Source organism: Euzebya sp., assembly GCF_964222135.1.
GTDB lineage: Bacteria > Actinomycetota > Nitriliruptoria > Euzebyales > Euzebyaceae > Euzebya.
In genome coordinates this window covers 1-17,109 of the sequence record NZ_CAXQBR010000012.1, presented here as the reverse complement: position 1 = coordinate 17,109, position 17,109 = coordinate 1, and the positions used below count along the sequence as shown (strand labels likewise).

Sequence of the window (17,109 nt, the reverse complement as noted above, 5' to 3'; positions counted from 1 at the left end):
CCAGGAGCTGGACGTCGGCGACCCCGCCGACCCCGCCACCACGGTCGCGTCCCTCCTCGACGACGAGACCCCCGACCGGGTGCGGTCCTGGGTCGACGAGGCCGAGCAGCGCGGCGCCCGCCTCCTCACCGGCGGACGGCGGGAGGGACGGGTCGTGTGGCCCACCGTCCTCACCGACGTCCCGACGGACTGCCGGGTGTGGCGCGAGGAGGTGTTCGGCCCGGTCGTGGTGCTCGCCACCGCCGAGGACCTCGACGACGCGATCCGGCTGGCCGAGGACACCCGCTTCGGCCTGAACGCCGCGATCTTCACCGAATCCCTCGACGTCGCGTTCACCGCGATCCGGCGCCTGCACGCCGGCACGGTCCTCGTGAACGAGGCCACGCAGTGGCGCACCGAGTTCGTGCCGTTCGGCGGCACCAAGGACAGCGGCACCGCCCGGGAGGGCCCCCGCTACGCGATCCAGCAGATGACCCGACCGAAGCTCGCCGTCCTGGCACTGGAGGCACGATGACCACCCCCAGCCCGCACCTCGCGGCCTCACCCTCCCCCGCGGCCGAGGCGGCGACCGCCGACGCGCCGGTCGGCATCCGCATCGAGGGGCTGCAGAAGGTCTACGAGCGCACCACCGGTCGCGAGATCGTCCGGACCCGCGCGCTGACGCACGTCGACCTGACCGTCGGCGCCAACGAGTTCGTCGCCCTGATCGGCCCGTCGGGGTGCGGCAAGACGACCGTGCTGAAGACCGTCGCCGGCCTGCTGAGCCCCTCCGCCGGGGTGATCACCGTCGGCGGGCGCCAGGTGTAGGGGCCCGGCACCGATCGCGGGGGCGTGTTCCAGCAGGCGGCCCTGCTGCCGTGGCTGACCGTGGAGCGCAACGTCACCCAGGCGCTCGAGTTCGCGGGGATCCCCCGCCGCGACCGCCAGGAGCGCGCCGACCGGTACCTCGAGCTGGTCGGGCTCGCCGCCTTCCACGACCACTACCCGGTCGAGCTCTCCGGCGGCATGCAGCAGCGGGTCGGCATCGCTCGGGCGCTCGCACTCGAGCCCGACGTGCTGCTGATGGACGAGCCCTTCGGCGCGCTCGACGCGATCACGCGCCACCACATGCAGATGGAGCTCCTGCGGATCTGGGAGCACGAGCGCAAGGCCGTCCTGTTCGTGACCCACTCCCTGGATGAGTCGCTGCTCCTGGCGGACCGCGTCGTGGTGATGAACAAGGGCGGCATCGCCGACGACGTCCCCGTCCCCATCGGCCGTCCGCGCGACCGCCAGACGATCAAGGACGACCCGGATGTGGCCGCGCTGCGGCTGCACCTCGAGTCGATGCTCTGAGAGGCCGAGTGACCATGTCGACCACCGCCCCCGCCCCCGCCGCCGCGGACGACGCCGCCCCTCGACCGGACGCCGTCGACCGCGAGATCATCTCCCTCGGCACGGCCCTGCGCCGCCAGGTCCTCAACTACGAGCGGCTGACCCAGCTGGTCATGGTCGTCGTGACCCTCGCGGTCTGGGAGTACTTCGGCCGTCGCCTCGGCACCTTCTTCCTCGCGCCCCCGTCGACGTTGGTCAGCGCGTTCGGCGAGATGATCGCCTCCGGCGAGCTGGTCGACGCGCTGCTCGACAGCCTCGCGTCCCTCGCCCTCGGCTTCGGCATCGCGGTCGCGGTGGGCGTCCCGCTCGGGTTCGCCATGGGGTGGTACGGGCCGGTCGGGCGGACCCTCAACCCGTTCGTCAGCGCCGGCTACGTGGTCCCGACCGCGGCGCTGGTGCCGGTGTTCATCATCTGGTTCGGGCTCGGCCTGACCGCCCGCGTGGTCACGGTCCTGCTGTTCTGCGTGTTCGAGATCATCATCAGCACCTACACGGGGGTGCGGAACGTCGACCCGGTGCTGGTCGACGCGGCGAAGGCCTTCGGCGCCAACCGCCGCCAGCTGTTCGTGAAGGTCGTGTCCCGCGCCTCCCTGCCCTACATCTTCGCCGGCCTGCGGATGGGCGCGGCACGGGCGGTGAAGGGGATGGTGGTCGCCGAGCTGCTGTTCGCGGTCACCGGGCTCGGCGGCGTCATCCAGACCGCCGCGAACTACTACCGCACCGACAAGGTCTTCGTGCTGGTCATCGTCCTCGCGGTCCTCGGGGTCGCGATCTCGGCCGGCATCCAGTGGCTGGAGCGTCGCGTCACGCCCTGGTCCGCGGGTCATCGCTGACCCGTCCCACCCCCCTGATGGCCCTACGAGCCGGCCAACCCCGACGAGGAGCACCGAGAGATGACACGAACACGACTGCACGCTGCCCTGATCGCCCTGCTGGCGATCGTGGCCCTCAGCGCCTGCGGCGGCGCGGATGACCCCGCCGCCGACACCGACGACGAGCCGACCGCAGCCGATGCGGGCGGGGACGAGGCCGACGATCCCGGCGAGGCCACCGAGGCCGCTGACGACGCCGGCGGCGCCGACGTCACCGGCTTCCGGGTCGCCTACGCCTCCGACCTCGACCCGAACGACATGGCCGACCAGCTCGGCCTGCAGGCCGTCGACGCCGAGGTGACCGCGCTGACCGAGGACAGCGCCGTGGCCGCCGGCCTCAACAACGGCGACTTCGACATCGGCAACATCGACGTGACGGCGGCGATCAAGGCGATCCAGGGCGGCGTGCCGCTCACCATCGTCTACCCCTCCCAGAACGTCCCCGAGTTCGTCATGGTCGCCCAGGCCGAGTACACCGAGATCGCCGACCTCGAGGGCGCCACGGTCGCCTACCACGCCCCGGGTTCCCTGACCGAGATCGTCCAGCGCGAGCTCGTCCGCCAGACCGACCCCGCGCTCGAGGACTCCATCGACTGGACGGTCCTGCCCGAGTCGCCGAACCGCGCGACGGCCATGGCCGCGGGCCGCATCGACGCGACGTCACTCGAGTTCCTCGACGTCCTCGCGCTGCAGGAGGAGGGCGAGTTCACCGTCCTCGGCAGCTGGGGTGACCTGGAGGGGGAGAGCGCCAACGCGCTCGCCACCGCCTGGGTCGTGAGCGACGAGGCGCTCGAGACCGACCGCGACCGGATCGAGGCGTTCCTCACCGCCATCCAGGAGGGCTACGACACCGTCTACGAGGACAAGGACGCCTGGATGGCCGTCGCGACCGAGCAGATCGCCGACATCGACGAGGAGCGCCTCAGCGAGGCCTACGACTACTACACCTCCATCGAGATGTACCCGCGCGCCGGCGAGAACCCGATCACCGAGGAGCGCTGGACCGGGCTGGACGCGTTCTTCCGCCAGATCGGCGAGTACGAGCAGGAGGCGCCACTCGACATGGTCGACCTGGACCTGGTCGAAGCCGTCAACGGCGGCTGAGGCCCCACAGCCGGCCGGGCAGGTCCCGCATCCCCCCCACGGGGCCTGCCCGGTCTCAACCCTCCCCACCCCCGTCCCCGACAGCCGAGGACCACGTGACCCCCACCCCACCACCGGCACCGCGCGGCATGGTCGCCTCACAGCACCACCTCGCCGTCGACGCCGCCCTTACGATGCTCGACGCCGGCGGCACCGCAGCCGATGCCGCGGTCGCCGCCGCGGCCGTCCTGACCGTGGTCGACCCGCGATCGACCGGTCTCGGCGGTGACCTCTTCGCCCTCTACTGGGCGCCGGGCGCCGACGCGCCGACCGGCCTCGAGGCCGTCGGCACGGCCCCGGCGGGGCTGACCCCGGACGCGATCCGCGCCGCCGGCCACACGCGCATGCCGGTCGACGGTCCGTGGAGCATCACCACCCCCGGGGCACCGGCTGGCTGGACCACCCTGCTCGAGCGCTACGGCAAGCTCGACGTGGCCACCGTCCTCGACCCGGCCATCCGCCTCGCCCGCGACGGGTTCGTCGTCAGCGCGGCCGTGGCCGACGAGTGGACCGGCGCGGTCGCCAAGCTGACCCGCGACGAGGCCGCCACCGCCACCTTCCTGCCGGGGGGTCGTCCGCCGACCGCCGGCGAGACCTTCGCGCTCCCCGACCTCGCCGACACGCTCGAGACCTTCGCCGCGCACGGTGCCGATCCGTTCTACCGCGGCCCGCTCGCGGAGCGGATCGGCGAGGCCGTCCAGCGCCTCGGCGGGCCGTTGACCGCCGAGGACCTGGCCGCCTGGACGGGGCCGCGGTGGGTCACCCCCCTCTCGGTCCGCTTCCGCGACCTCGACGTGTGGGAGATGCCTCCGCCCGGTCAGGGGCTCGTCGTGCTGCAGGCCCTGGCGACCCTCCACGGGCTGGACGTCGGTGACGTCGTGACCCAGGACCACCAGGCGATCGAGGCGCTCAAGTGGGCCTTCGCCGACGCGAACGACCACATCGCCGACCCGGACCTCGCCGACGTCGACGTCGACCGGCTCCTGTCCGACGACCACCTCGCCGAGCGGCGGCGCCAGATCGCCGACGGCGTGGTCGTCGAGGCTGACGTCGGACGGCCGAGCGACACCGTCTACGTCGCGGTGGCCGACGACGAGGGCGGCTCGTGCTCGTTCATCCAGAGCGTCTACGACGGGTTCGGCTCCGGCGTCGTCGTCCCGGGCACGGGCATGGCGCTGCAGAACCGCGGATCCGGGTTCGTCCTGCGCGACGGCCACCCGAACGCGCCGGCGCCCGGGAAGCGGCCGTACCACACGATCATCCCGTCGATGCTGTCGCGGGACGGCGCGTTCGTCGGGTGCATGGGCGTCGTCGGCGGCTACATGCAGCCCCAGGGCCAGGTCCAGGTGCTGCGGAACCTGACGGATCGCCGGATGACGGCGCAGGAGGCCTGCGACGCCCCCCGCTTCCGCGTCTACCGGGGTCGGGAGGTCGCCCTCGAGGACGGCTACGCCCCGACGACCCGGGAGGGACTGGCGGCCCGCGGCCACGACCTCCCTCCGCTGCACCCCCACGAGCGCGGCGGCGCCCAGCTGGTCCTCCGCACCGACGACGGGTACGTCGGCGGGTCGGACCACCGCAAGGACGGTGTCGCCCGTGGCCGCTGACGACGTGACGTCCACCCGGGGGATCGGCCTCAGCCTGCCCAACCGGGGGGTGCTGTTCGGTGCCACGACGACCGAGGAGATGATCGCGCTCACCGAGCGGGCCGACGCCTCGCCCCACCTCGACAGCGTCTGGGTCGGCGACGGGCTGGTCGCGAAGGCCCGCCTCGAGTCCGTCGTCGCCCTGTCGGCCATCGCCGCGCGCACCAGCCGGGTGCGGCTGGGGGTCTGCTGCCTGGCGACGTTCCCGCTGCGCCAACCGGTGCTCTTCGCCGTGCAGTGGGCCAGCCTCGACCTGCTGAGCGGCGGCCGGACGCAGCTGGCGGTGTGCCTGGGCGCCCCGACCGCGCGCAGCGGGACGAACCCCTTCGCCGAGCTGGACGCGATGGGCATCCGCCGGGAGGACCGGGTCCCCCGGCTGGAGGAGGGCATCGCGGTGCTCCGCGCCCTGTGGGCCGGCCCCGCCGCGTTCGACGGGACCTACACGTCGTTCCCCGAGATCGACCTGCAGCCCCGCCCGGTCCAGCAGCCCTGCCCGATCTGGATCGCGAGCAACCCGAACCCCGCCGTGCTGTCGCCGGAGCGGTACGCGGCCGCGATCGACCGCGTCGGACGGCTGGCCGACGGGTGGCAGTCGACCGTCGTCACGCCCGAGGACTTCGGCGTCCGGTGGGCCGAGGTGCGCGAGAGCGCCGGCTCGTTCGGCCGGGACCCCGACGCGATGACGTCGTCGGTGCACCTGATGATCAACCTCCACGACGACGTCGCGGCAGCCCGGGCAGAGGCCAAGACGTTCCTCGACACCTACTACTCCATGGACGTCTCCGACGACGTCATGGACGCCTGGGGCGCCTACGGCCCGCCAGACGTGGTGCTCGAGCGGCTGTCGGCCTACGTCGACGCCGGCCTCGACGTCCCCATCCTCCGCTTCGCCAGCTACGACCAGCAGGGGCAGCTCGACCGCGCCGACGCCGAGCTGCTCGGCCAGCTCCGCGACCTCCTCGGCGTCACCGCGGCTGGACGCCCGGCGTGACCGCCACCTCGGTCCTGGCCGACGTCGAGGCGCTGCTGCTCGCGCTGCTGGCGGTCGACACCGCCGTGCCGGACGGCGAGACCGAGGTCGCCCCCGGCGACCCGCGGATGATCCGGGCCGTCGACGAGGTGCTGATGCCCCTGGTCGACGAGCTGGCACCCGACGAGGTGCGCCGCCACGCCGACGGGGAGGTGGCGGCACGGTTCGGGCCGGCGGGCGACGACGGGTTGCTGGTGCAGACCTACGTGGTCAGCCAGCACGGCAACCTGATGCGCGACGCCCACCGGCCCCGCATCGTCGACGGGGCGCCGCTCGGCCTGTTCGGCCCGACCGCGGTGGGGCAGGGCGCGAACCAGAACAAGGGACCGATGGCCGCGGCGCTCAGGGCGCTCGCGACCCGTCCCGCCGGGCTGGCCCGGCCGGTGTGGCTGACGTTCAGCCTGGAGGGCCGGTCGAGCCACGGCGGGTCGCGTCGGCTGCTCGACGACCTCGAGGTGCGGGCTGCCGCGGGCGTGGTGTGCATCGGCACCGACCTGGCGGTGTCCGTCGCCAACCGCGGCCGGGCCGACGTCGTCGTCGAGGTCGCCGGCGCCTCGGCGCACTCAAGCCAGCCGTGGCTCGGCCGCAACCCCCTCGAGGGCGTCGCCGACGTCATCACGGCCTTGCGGACCCTGCCGCTGCCCGCCGCCCACCCCGACCTCGGCGGTGTGACCGCCACCCCGTTCCGCGTCGAGGCGTGGCCCGTCGCCCCCCACACCCTCCCCGCGGGCGCCCGCGTCGTCGTCGACCGGCGCCTGCTGCCCGGCGAGGACCCGTCCGCGGCCGTCACCCAGGTGCGCGACCACCTCGCACACCGGCTGGGGGACCGCGCTGGTGACGTGGCCGTGTCCGCCGGCGAGGTGATGCTGCCCGCCCAGGTCGACCCCGCCAGCCCTCTCGTCGTCGCCTTGCTGGACGGATTGCGGGCCGCTGGGGTGGCCGAGCCGCGGACCATCACGTCGAAGAACACCTTCGACGCGGGTTGGGCGTGCCACCGCGGCATCCCCACCGCCATGTTCGGCCCCGGCCGTCGCCACTTCGACGCCGGGGTCACCGCCACCGAAGCGGTCGCCCTGCAGGACTGCGAGGACGCCGCCACCGCCCTGCGCCACGCCATGGAGGCGCTGTGCTGCTGACCCCTGTGCACCTGACCCCACCCACACCCCCACGGAGGACCCGATGACCACGCCGATGTTCGACGAGAGCGAGATGCGCGCCCGCGCCGAGCGGGCCCGCGAGCTGATGGACGCCCAGGGCATCGACGTGCTGCTCGCCACCGGCGACTTCTCCGCGGGGCTCAACTACTACTGGTTCAGCGGCCACCAGCCGCGGGACTACCAGCTGAACTTCAGCCGCCCCCACATCATGGTGCTGCCCCGCGACGGCGAGCCCTTCCTGTGGATCTACAACGTCAACGAGCAGAACGCCCGCGACCTGTCCTGGGTCGCCGACGTCGTGCCCTACAACCCGCCGTTCATCGGCGTGGACCTCGCCAAGGAGCTGACCGCCCGCGGCTTCGGCGACGCGACGATCGGGGCCGAGCTCGGCACCGACCACCGGCTCGCGATGCCGGCGGCGGAGTTCTCCTCCCTGGTCGAGGCGCTCCCCGACGCGACGTTCGTCGACGCCGGACCGCTGATCTGGCAGCTGCGGATGATCAAGAGCGACGCGGAGCTCGACTACATCCGCCAAGCCGACCACATCAACGGCGAGGCGCACCGGTTGGCCCTCGCCCGGATCAAGCCGGGGGACTCCGAGGTCGACGTCGCCCGCGCCTACGGCATGGCCTTCGTCGAGTGCGGCGCGGTCCGCCCCCCGTACGGCCAGATCCTCGTCGTGAGCGAGGCCAAGTCCCGGGCGCTGGGCCACCGCGCCCGGATGATGGGGCCGCTCGCGGAGTTCACCCTCGCCGACGGCGACCTGCTGTTCGTCGACAGCGGCGTCGTGGTGGAGGGGTACTGGGGCGAGTTCAACCGGATGGGCGTCGTCGGCGACCCCACGCCGGCGAAGGTCGGCCACCACGACGCGATCCGCGAGATCATCCGCCGGGCGATGGCCGAGGCGCTCGTCCCCGGCCGACCGTTCCGGGAGATCATGGAGCAGATGGTCGGCTTCGCGCTCGACCTCGGCTACACGCGTGACCACCTGGCCCAGTACGTCGGCCCGCCGTTCTTCCACCTGTGCCACGGCATCGGGCTGACCTCGAGCGAGCCGCCGTTCGTGCGGATGGACTCCGAGGACGTCCTCGAGCCCGGCATGGTCCTCAGCGTCGAGGCCTACATCCGCGCCGACGACGTCACGTTCGGGTCGGAGGAGGACGTGATCATCACCGCCGACGGCTGCGACGTGTTCAGCGACACCGACCCGGGCCTCATCCCGATCGGGGTGGACCGGTGAGCGGCGGTGCAGCGGGGACCAACCCGTTCGCCGGCCGGCGGACCCGGGTGCTGTCCACCGGTGACGTCCGGTCGCTGCTGAGCGTCACCGACACCCTCGACGTCCAGCGCCAGGCCTTCACCGCGCTGGCCAAGGGCACGGTCACCGCCGCCCCGAACAGCTGGCTGCGGCTGCCGGACCAGGAGCGCCGCCGTGGGTGGATCAAGGTGCTGGCCAGCCACGAGTCGAGCTCCCAGAGCCTGGGGGTGAAGGTGCTGGCCCGGTTCGCCGACAACCCGCCGGGCGCGAACCTCGGGTCGCTGGTCATGCTCTTCGACGACGAGGACGGGTTCCCCCTCGCGGTCATGGACGGGACGGTCCTGACCGGCCTGCGGACCGGTGCGGGCGCGGGTCTGGCGGCTGAGGTCCTCAGCACCCCGGATGCCAGGGCCGTCGGGGTGGTGGGCACCGGCGCGGTGGCCCGCGACTCCCTCACGTCGGTGCTGGCCGTCCGCCCGTCGGTCGAGGCCGTGACGGTCTACTCCCGCTCCGCCGATCGGCGTCGGGAGTTCGCCGCCTGGGCCGAGGCGTCCCTCGGCGTCACGGTCCGGCCGGTCGACGACGTGGCGGCGGCGGTCGAGGGTGCGGAGATCGTCATCACCGCCACCAACGCGCCCGAGCCGGTCCTCATGGCCGAGCACGTCGTCGCGGGCCAGCTGGTCGCCGCCATGGGGATCCGCACCGAGCTCGACCCGGCCCTGACCGCCGCGAGCTGGACCATCCCCGACGGGGTCGACGAGGCCGTGGCCGACGGCAAGATCTCCATCGCCATCGCCGCCGGGTTGATGACGGCGGACGACGTCGGCCCCGAGCTGGGCGCGGTCCTGCTCGACCCGCCCGGTCACGACCGCAACCGGATCGTGGTGTTCGACTCCTCCGGGGTCGGGGTGCAAGACGTCACGATGGCCCGGGTCGCCTGGGAGCGCGCCGAGCGCGACGGGATCGGGCAGCTGATCGACTTCGGGCTCGGGGAGACGATGTTGTAGACGGACTCGTACGTACCTGCTCCGGTCACGTACGTGCTAGCGTTGGCACATGGTGATCACCGCGTCGAAGCTGCGCCAGGACATCTACCGGCTGCTCGATCAAGTCCTCGAGACCGGTGAGCCCCTCGAGATCGAGCGGAAGGGCCGTCGGCTGCGCCTGGTACCCGACGAACGGCCGTCGCGGGTGGCCGCCCTCGACCCGCACCCCGGGACGATCCTCGGCGATCCCGAGGAGCTGATCCACCACGACTGGTCCGGTGAGTGGCGACCGGACCCGGTGCCGTGATCGCCCTCGACACCCACGTCGTCGCGTGGCTGTACGAGTCCGGTGCCGAGGCGGTGCCCGCGCGCATCGCCGCGCGCCTCGACACCGAGACCGTCCGCATCGCCCCGCCGGTCGTGCTGGAGCTGACCTACCTGCACGAGATCGGACGGCTCACGGTGCCGGCGGCGACGATGCTCGCGCACCTCTCCGCTCGCCTGGACGTCGCGCCGGAGGACCTGTCAGCCGCTGACCTGTTCGCCGCGGCCATCCCGCTGTCCTGGACCAGGGATTCCTTCGACCGGTTGATCTGCGCGCACTCGGCCGCGTTGGGCATCGACCTGGCGACCAAGGACGAGACCATCCACGCCCACCACGACCGCGCCGTGTGGTGAGCACCGGGGTCAGCACGCCCACCTGACCGCGCTCCAGGTGGTGGAGCACCACGAGCCCTGGGTGTGGGTGGTGCTGACGTCCAGCAGGGCCACGTCGGGCTCCAGGCCGACGTCGGTCGCGGTCACCCGCAGCGTGTAGGTGCCGGCGGCCACGCCGAGGTGCAGGTGGAACTGCCCGTCCACCACGGCCCCGCCCGGGAACGGCGCGGTGAGCGACACCGTGCCGGTGGCGTCGGTGATTACGGTCTCGGAGCGCGTCGTGCAGCCCGCGTCGGCGCAGACGGCCACGGAGAGGCCCTGGACGGGGGTGCCGCCCGCGGTGACCTGGAGGCGCCCCTGCACCGTGGTCGGCCCGCCGGCGCCGGCGGCGGTCACCGTCCCGATGAGCACCACCCCGTCGGCCACCGCCGTCGCGGAGAGGGCCAGCGACGGGTCCGGCCGGACCTCGAGGGTGGTGCGGCGCACCGCCCCGCCGTACTCGACGACGAGGTCGTGGGTGCCCGCGGCGAGGCCGTCGAGGGTGAACGACGCCCGGCCGTCGGGTCCGATGGGCGCAGGCGTCGACGTCGCGTTGACGGTGAGGGTGGCGGTGCCGCTCGTGACGGGCGATCCGTCGCGTGAGGCCCGCACGACGACGGTGCCCTGGTCGGCGCCGGCCGTCGCGTAGGCGTGGGTCGGCACGGTGACGAACGCCACGGACGGGCCGGAGGGCGTCGAGGTCCCGCCCCCGGTCGAAGCGGCGGTCACGGTGACGGTGGCGGTGTCCGACAGCCCGCCGGCCGCCACCGCGAGGATGTGCGTCCCCGCCTCGGCGATGACGAGGCCGGCGAACGTCACGCGGCCGTCCTCGCCGGCGGTCGCGGTGCGGGTGGGGGCGGGGGAGGACAGCACGACCTCGACGCCCTCGAGGGACTCGCCCTCGACGGCGACCCCCACGGCGAAGGCCGGACCGGCCGTCACGGTCGTGGGCGCGTCGGTGACGGCGACGCCGGTCACGACCGGCCCGACCGGCTCCTCGACCGGCGGGTCGTCGGCGATCGTGACCTCCTGCAGGTCCGCGGGGTCGCCGCCGACCGCGACCACGCCGTCGCCGCACGCCGGGGCGGACACCGTCGGCATGCACCAGACGTCGAGGTCGCCGGCCTGGGCGAAGGCGGGCTGGTCGAGGAACGCGGCGGTCTCCGGGGTCAACCGGTCGCCGTCGGTCAGCAGGACCGCGTAGCCGTTGCGGGCCGCCAGGCCGGCCAGCGCGTAGGCGTCCAGGAACGCGCCGTCGGCGTACCCGTCGACCAGCACCACGCCGGCCAGGTCGGCCGGGTCGAGTCCGCGGGCGAGGCTGACGGCGATCGCCGTCCCCGCGCGGGTGTCGGCGGAGGGGGAGGAGACGCGGTCGACCGCCTGGCCGTGCTCGTCGGCGAGGGTGTCGAGGACGTCGTCGGACACCGCGGCGGGTCCGCCGACGACCGTCGTCCGGGTCACCTGCGGGTTTGCCGCGTAGAACGTCCGGGTCGCGGCGGGGTCGGCGTCGGTCGAGGTGAGCACCGTCGGCACGCCTGAGGCCGCGGCCCACGCGCCCAGCCCGGCGGCGTCCGCGAAGGCGGCCTGGGGGTCCTGGGCGGTCCCGAAGGCACGGGACAGGGTGACCGAGGTGTCGACCCCGGCGTACGCGGCGACGGCGGCGGCGGTCTCGATCCGTGCGGTGCCGGCGAGTCGCTCGACGGCGAACCCGGCGCCTCGGAGTTGGGCCTCGGTCGCCTCGCCGACTGCCGAGGTCCCGCCGACGATGACGACTTCCCGGGCGCCCAGCCGCTCGAGCTCGGCGGTGTGCCGGGGGGTCAGCCCCTCGACGGGGTCGACGTAGTGCAGCGGCGACTCGCCCTGCAGGACCCCGGATGCCAGAGCGTCCGCGCCGTCGGCGCCCGTGGCGAGGACGACGGTGTCGGCGGCGTCGAACGTCGCCCGCGAGGCCAGCAGCCCGACCTGGGCGGCCGGGCTCACGTCATCCTCGGCCAGCGACAGGTCGACCCGCACCGAGCCGGGGACCTGCGCCCCCGCCGCCGGGACGCCGAGCGGCGACAGGGCCAGTGCCATGACGACCGAGATGATCCACCGTGTGCGCATCGCGTCGAGACTCCCCGGTGCGCTCCAGCCACGGCCGCGGATCGACCGGTTCAGCGCACAGGAGGATCACGTCGGCAGCCCGCGTCGGGAGTTGAGTCGCGGCGCGTCCCCCGTTCAGCCGAACAGCTCATCCAGGTCGACGACGACCGACGGGACGGCGCTGGACATCAGCACCCCGCCGGTGATCTCGTCGATCGATCTCCACCTCTCCCCCTCCGGTCGGGTGTGGACGTGCACCCGACGGTCGGGGATGTCGACCACCCAGTACTCGGGGTAGTCCGCGCCGGCGTAGCGGCGCGCCTTCTCACCGAGGTCGAAGGCCCCCGAGGAGCTCGCCACCTCGATCACCAGCAGCGCCTGGGAGGGGTGGTCATCGAGGTAGCGGCCGGCCGGGATGACCTGCAGGTCCGGTTCGGGGAGGGTGAGGTCGTCGACGGCCAGCGGGGTCTGCACACCGATGTCGTAGCGGTCGCCGACCGCGCGGACCAGCAACTTGGTCAGCCAGCGGATCATGTCGCTGTGACGTCCGCCCTGCGGGCTCATCTCGACCAGCACCCCCCCGACCAGCTCGACGTGGGTGCCCTCGAACAGGCCCTGGTCGACCAGCGCCTGGAACTCCCGCCGGTGGAGGGGGCGGAAGGCGTCGGGCAGCTCGGCGGTGGGGGCCGTGGTCACCGTGGTCACCTGCGCAGTCTCGGCCGGGAGCGGACGTCGCCGCATCCTCGGGGTGTGGACAAACCTACCCCCCATTCCGTTCGCGGGCCTTCGCCCAGCGTGGCATCAGATCGGATACCATCCATCCATGGGGTTGGCTGCCACCATCATCCGCGAAGCCCGCTCTCGTGCCCGGTTGAGCTTGCGCGAGGTGGCCCGCCGTGCGGGGACGTCACACGCCACGGTGCGCCGGTACGAGCGTGGTGAGGTCGACCCGCGCATGGCCACGCTCGAGCGCATCGTGGCGGCGTGCGGGTACGAGATGCGAGTCGTGCTCGACGAGCCCGACACGTCACAGATCCGACGAACGCGTGATGGCGGCGATGTCCCCCGCCGACCGGGTGCGCTCCGTGGCAGCGGTGGACCGCCTCCGGGGGCGGGTCCCCTGATGAGCGCGGCCTTCGACCCCCTGCGGTCTCTGCGCGCGTTCGCCGACCTCCGACGCGGTCCTCAGCCCGAGCGGTGACCCGCGGGCACCGGCCGGTCCACCGGCGCGTACGCCACGACGACGACTTCGTATGCGGCTCATCGATCGCACTCCCTTTGACGGCGCGGACCATGAGTTCGGTCAGCCGACGCAGAGCGGCCCCGCCGTGGAGGGCGGGGCCGCGTTCGACACCGGTGGTGCTGGTCGGAGACCACGCTGACGTCGTCGATCAGGAAGCCCGCACCGTCGAGGGCGGGGGTGTCGGGTGAGCCGCCGACGCGGAACAGGAGGCTGTCGACCGTGCGGGTGGGCACGCCCTCGCACTGCCGGAAGTAGTCCTCCCACGAGGTGCCGGTGTGGACCAGCGCACCGTCGATCAGCACGCGGACGACGTCGTTCCCGACCCCGTCGACGGTGTCGATCTCGATCCGGATGGTGTGCGCGGTCGACCGGTCCAGACCGCTCTGGAGCTCGGTCTGGACGAACGCCTCACCGGTGTCGCACGCCGGCGGTGCCTGGTCGCTGACGAAGTCGTTGAACAGCACGGCCAGACCGTCAGCACGGTCCTCGACGGTCACCCACGACATCCGGGCACCGTCTCCCCTGTCGGGGCTGACCGTCACGAACTGGTCCACCTGCTCCGCGCCGGGCACCGCCGACGTCAGGGTGAACTCCGCTGCGAAGCTGTCCTGCAGCGGTCCCTTGATGCCGCCGGCACCCCCTTCGGCCGTCGACTCGCCGGCGTCGTAGTGGGCCTCGGAGCTGAACACGTGGTCACCGAAGCTGCCGCTAACGTCTGCGCTCGAGATCCGCAGTGCCCGGGATCCCATGCCTGTGGCACCGAAGGTCGTCGGGTCGACGATCTCCACGTCGTAGGGACCGGAGATCTGCCAGCCGAACTGCCCGTCGGGCGAACCCGGACCGAACCGCTCGAAGTCGGTGCTCACGCCCACACCCGGCGCCGGGATTTCGAAGTCGACGTGCTGGGCGATGTCCCCGCCCTCGACGACCAGGTCGTCGACCCAGCCGAGGAAGTCGCGGTACTGCCCGCCGCTCGAGCCGGCCTCGACGCGGATGTCGATGATCTGGTTGCCGGCCAGGGCGCTCGCGATGGTCGACCACTGGTAGCAGGTCCCGCCGGTGAGACCGGCAACGTTCCCGGTCGTGCGCCACACGGCACCACCGAGTGACCGCCACTCCTGCCAGGTCCCGGTCTGGAACGCGGGCAGCGGGGCGGCGACGTTCGCCGGGCACCACAGCGGGTCGAAGATCAGGTTGGCGTACCGACCCCCGCCGGGAGGTTCGTCTGGATCTTGGCGTTGATCGCCAGGTTGTTGCCCCGGACCGGGTCGACGTAGGTCGAGAAGTCGAACCGCGTCAGGTCGCTGATGTCGACGCCCTGCAGCTCGGTGCTGACCAGGCCGGTGAAGCCGGGGGCCTTGAGCGCGTCATCCGGGTTGGACGGGTCGTCGATCTGCAGGTCCAGGCGGGCCGCACCGTCACCGAGGGCGGGGTCGCCGGCGGCCGCTCGAAGATGGCGGGGACGGTCCGACGGGACGGCTGCGGGCCGTTGTCCGGCGTGGTCCACCCCTCCTCACCGACGGCGGTGACGAGGACCTCCTCGAACGGCTGGCGGATCGAGCGGCTGTCGGTCAGGTTGGCCGCGCAACACGGCGCCGGGCCTTCGTGACGATGGCGGCATCGCCCGGGAAGGTGTTGGCGCTGCGGATCGTGGCCAGCGGGTAGTCGTAGCTGCCGCCCTGGCACTCGTACTCGCGGACGTGGACGCCGTTGCTCGCGTCGAACGTGTTGCCGGTGATGTCGGTCAGGCCGGAGCTCGGTGCCGGCGGCACCTCGGAGGTCAGCGCGATGGCCGCCTCACCGTGACCGGTGAAGGTGTTGTCGACGATGGACCCGCGGCGGCTGTCGTTGGCGATGCCGACGCCGTTGCCGTCGAATGTGGAGGTGTCGACGTCGATGTCGGCGCCGGGGTTCAGGTACATGCCGATGTCGAGCCCGGTGAACGTGCTGCCCGTCACCGACCCGCTGCGGGTGCCGGGGGTGCCGGACACCGCCGTCGTGATGCCGCGGCTGAGGGTGCCGGAGAACCCGCCGGTGGTGAAGGTCATGCCGTCGACCGACAGGTCGTCGGCCTGGAGCAGGACCGCAGCCGGCTCGCCGGTGATGGGGAGGCCGCCGGTCAGGGTGAAGCCCGTCAGGTCGACGCCGTCGGCGGTGACGTGCAGGGCCGCCTGCACGGTCGGGTTCCCGACGCCCTGGATGACGAGGTCGGGCACGTCGACGGCGGCGACCGCGCCGTCGAACGCGTTGGCCGCGACGATCGCGTCGAGGTCGTAGGTGCCGGCGGCGGGGTATACGCCGACGTGCTGGTCGACGGAGCCGGTGAACGTCGATCCGGTGATCGTGCTGTCCTCGACGACCAGGACGGCATCGGAGCCGAGGTCGCCGTACACGTCGCGCTGGACCGAGGCGTCGTCGCCGGTGATGACCAGGTCCGACAGGGTCACGGGCGCGCCGGTCGTGCCGGCCTGCACCTCGACGCCGTACTGGCCGACGACGTCGATGGCGAGGTTCGAGATCGTGGTGCCGTCAGCCGGGTCGACCACGGTGATCGTGCCGCTCACGGCCGTGCCGCCCGCACCGCGGAGGGTGAGGGGGAGGTCGATCGTCGGGTCCTCGGTGAAGTCGCCGTAGGCGAGCAGCTCGTCACCGCTGTTGGCGGCGTCGATGCCGTCCTGGATCGTGTCGTGCTCGGTGCCCTGGGTCACGTTGATGACCGGGCCGTCGGTGACGCCCTCGTTGACGATGGCGTGCTGCCCGGGGGCCTCGTCGATCACCTCGACGTCCGCCGCGAAGGTGTTCGCGGGGATGACCGCGTCCAGGTCGTCGGGGTCGCCTGCCGAGAACGGGTACTGGCGGACGTGAGCGAGGTTGTCGGCGGCGAAGGTGTTGCCGGTGATCGTGGCGGTGGTGGTCGAGGCGTCGGTGCCGAGCCCGATCCCCTCCACCATCGAGGAGAACGTGTTGCCCTGGACGGTGACGGCCCCGCCGGTGTCGGTGGCGACGCCGGCGACGGAGTCGGAGAACGCGGTGCCGGTCACGGTGCCGGTGGCGGTCGGGTTGAACGACACGCCGGTGCACAGGCCCGAGAGGGCGCTGTCGGTCACGGTGACCGCCGCGTCCACGCTGGTCGCCAGCAGGACGCCGCGGTCCGGCGTGGTGCACCCGTCGCCGTCACCGGTGACGCTGATGTCGTCGAGGGCGGCGCCGCCGACGACGTAGACGCCGACGGGGTTGCCGGACGAGCCGATCGGGGGCGAGGGCGGTCAGGTCGAGGCCGGTGATCTCGACGCCGGTGCTGCTGACCTGGAGGGGTCCGATGACGGCCGTGCGGGTGTCGGCATCGATCGACAGGTCGGCCTGGGCGATGTCGACGCCGCCGGTGAACGGGCCGGTGCCTGCGAGGAGCTCGTCGTCGGCGTTCGCCGCCGCCACGGCGTCGAGCAGGGCCGACGCGCCGGTGTAGGTGACGTCCTGGGTCAGGTTGATGACCTCGTCCGCCTCAGGCGTCGGGCCGGGGGGAGGGGGAGGGGGTGGGGTGACGCCACCGCCACCGCCGTCGGGGGGGGCGGTTGCGGTGATCGTGACGGGGGGAGAGACCTCGCCTGCGGTGGCGGGGACG

The 17,109-nt window shown here is 73.0% G+C and carries 16 protein-coding genes and 2 pseudogenes; 12 read left to right on the top strand and 6 right to left on the bottom strand.

What is annotated here, in order from left to right:
• The 11 genes and pseudogenes from ACEQ2X_RS03570 to ACEQ2X_RS03520 form a co-directional block, all read left to right on the top strand.
• The coding region (locus ACEQ2X_RS03570; RefSeq protein WP_370324400.1) for an aldehyde dehydrogenase family protein at nt 1-514 on the top strand (514 nt) is incomplete at its 5' end.
• Nucleotides 511-1,335, top strand: a pseudogene (locus tag ACEQ2X_RS03565) (ABC transporter ATP-binding protein). The gene ACEQ2X_RS03570 and the pseudogene ACEQ2X_RS03565, both read left to right, overlap by 4 nt.
• Nucleotides 1,336-1,349: 14 nt before the next feature.
• Nucleotides 1,350-2,207, top strand: a complete 858-nt coding sequence (locus ACEQ2X_RS03560) for an ABC transporter permease (protein WP_370324399.1) — start codon at nt 1,350-1,352, stop codon at nt 2,205-2,207.
• A gap of 60 nt (nt 2,208-2,267) precedes the next feature.
• A complete protein-coding gene (locus ACEQ2X_RS03555; protein WP_370324398.1) occupies nt 2,268-3,350 on the top strand; it encodes an ABC transporter substrate-binding protein in 1,083 nt (360 codons plus the stop codon).
• A 95-nt stretch (nt 3,351-3,445) separates the two neighbouring features.
• Nucleotides 3,446-4,996: a gamma-glutamyltransferase family protein gene (locus ACEQ2X_RS03550; RefSeq protein WP_370324397.1), complete on the top strand. Its 1,551-nt coding sequence runs from the start codon at nt 3,446-3,448 to the stop codon at nt 4,994-4,996.
• The gene (locus ACEQ2X_RS03545) at nt 4,986-6,026 is read left to right on the top strand and encodes an LLM class flavin-dependent oxidoreductase (RefSeq protein WP_370324396.1); all 1,041 of its coding nucleotides are present in this window, start codon (nt 4,986-4,988) and stop codon (nt 6,024-6,026) included. The genes ACEQ2X_RS03550 and ACEQ2X_RS03545 overlap by 11 nt, the downstream gene beginning before the upstream one ends.
• Complete coding sequence (locus ACEQ2X_RS03540; RefSeq protein WP_370324395.1) at nt 6,023-7,201, top strand: M20/M25/M40 family metallo-hydrolase; 1,179 nt, start codon at nt 6,023-6,025, stop codon at nt 7,199-7,201. Before ACEQ2X_RS03545 ends, ACEQ2X_RS03540 begins: the two co-directional genes overlap by 4 nt.
• Nucleotides 7,202-7,244: 43 nt before the next feature.
• Nucleotides 7,245-8,462, top strand: coding sequence for a M24 family metallopeptidase (locus ACEQ2X_RS03535; protein WP_370324394.1), 1,218 nt, complete (start codon nt 7,245-7,247; stop codon nt 8,460-8,462).
• Nucleotides 8,459-9,487, top strand: coding sequence for an ornithine cyclodeaminase family protein (locus tag ACEQ2X_RS03530; protein ID WP_370324393.1), 1,029 nt, complete (start codon nt 8,459-8,461; stop codon nt 9,485-9,487). The genes ACEQ2X_RS03535 and ACEQ2X_RS03530 overlap by 4 nt, the downstream gene beginning before the upstream one ends.
• Before the next feature lie 49 nt (nt 9,488-9,536).
• Nucleotides 9,537-9,773, top strand: coding sequence for a type II toxin-antitoxin system Phd/YefM family antitoxin (locus ACEQ2X_RS03525; protein ID WP_370324392.1), 237 nt, complete (start codon nt 9,537-9,539; stop codon nt 9,771-9,773).
• On the top strand, nt 9,770-10,144 hold the full coding sequence (locus ACEQ2X_RS03520; RefSeq protein WP_370324391.1) for a type II toxin-antitoxin system VapC family toxin: 375 nt from the start codon (nt 9,770-9,772) through the stop codon (nt 10,142-10,144). Before ACEQ2X_RS03525 ends, ACEQ2X_RS03520 begins: the two co-directional genes overlap by 4 nt.
• 9 nt (nt 10,145-10,153) lie before the next feature.
• On the opposite strand, the gene ACEQ2X_RS03515 is transcribed toward ACEQ2X_RS03520, so the two are convergent.
• Both ACEQ2X_RS03515 and ACEQ2X_RS03510 read right to left on the bottom strand, forming a co-directional pair.
• On the bottom strand, nt 10,154-12,265 hold the full coding sequence (locus ACEQ2X_RS03515) for a cell wall-binding repeat-containing protein (RefSeq protein WP_370324389.1): 2,112 nt from the start codon (nt 12,263-12,265) through the stop codon (nt 10,154-10,156).
• A 114-nt stretch (nt 12,266-12,379) separates the two neighbouring features.
• Nucleotides 12,380-12,949 carry a Uma2 family endonuclease gene (locus ACEQ2X_RS03510; RefSeq protein ID WP_370324388.1) on the bottom strand — a complete coding sequence of 190 codons (570 nt, stop codon included), beginning with the start codon at nt 12,947-12,949 and terminating at the stop codon, nt 12,380-12,382.
• Nucleotides 12,950-13,067: 118 nt separating this feature from the next.
• Here ACEQ2X_RS03510 and ACEQ2X_RS03505 point away from each other — a divergent pair, with 118 nt between their 5' ends.
• Complete coding sequence (locus ACEQ2X_RS03505; RefSeq protein ID WP_370324386.1) at nt 13,068-13,445, top strand: helix-turn-helix domain-containing protein; 378 nt, start codon at nt 13,068-13,070, stop codon at nt 13,443-13,445.
• Between the two features lie 59 nt (nt 13,446-13,504).
• Here the strand turns inward: ACEQ2X_RS03505 and ACEQ2X_RS03500 are convergent, their stop codons facing one another.
• The 4 genes and pseudogenes from ACEQ2X_RS03500 to ACEQ2X_RS03485 form a co-directional block, all read right to left on the bottom strand.
• On the bottom strand, nt 13,505-14,581 hold the full coding sequence (locus ACEQ2X_RS03500) for a hypothetical protein (RefSeq protein ID WP_370324385.1): 1,077 nt from the start codon (nt 14,579-14,581) through the stop codon (nt 13,505-13,507).
• A 95-nt stretch (nt 14,582-14,676) separates the two neighbouring features.
• The gene (locus tag ACEQ2X_RS03495; protein ID WP_370324384.1) at nt 14,677-14,994 is read right to left on the bottom strand and encodes a hypothetical protein; all 318 of its coding nucleotides are present in this window, start codon (nt 14,992-14,994) and stop codon (nt 14,677-14,679) included.
• Between the two features lie 64 nt (nt 14,995-15,058).
• Nucleotides 15,059-16,594 carry a hypothetical protein gene (locus tag ACEQ2X_RS03490; RefSeq protein WP_370324383.1) on the bottom strand — a complete coding sequence of 512 codons (1,536 nt, stop codon included), beginning with the start codon at nt 16,592-16,594 and terminating at the stop codon, nt 15,059-15,061.
• 67 nt (nt 16,595-16,661) lie between these two features.
• Nucleotides 16,662-17,109, bottom strand: a pseudogene (locus ACEQ2X_RS03485) (hypothetical protein); the annotation flags it as partial.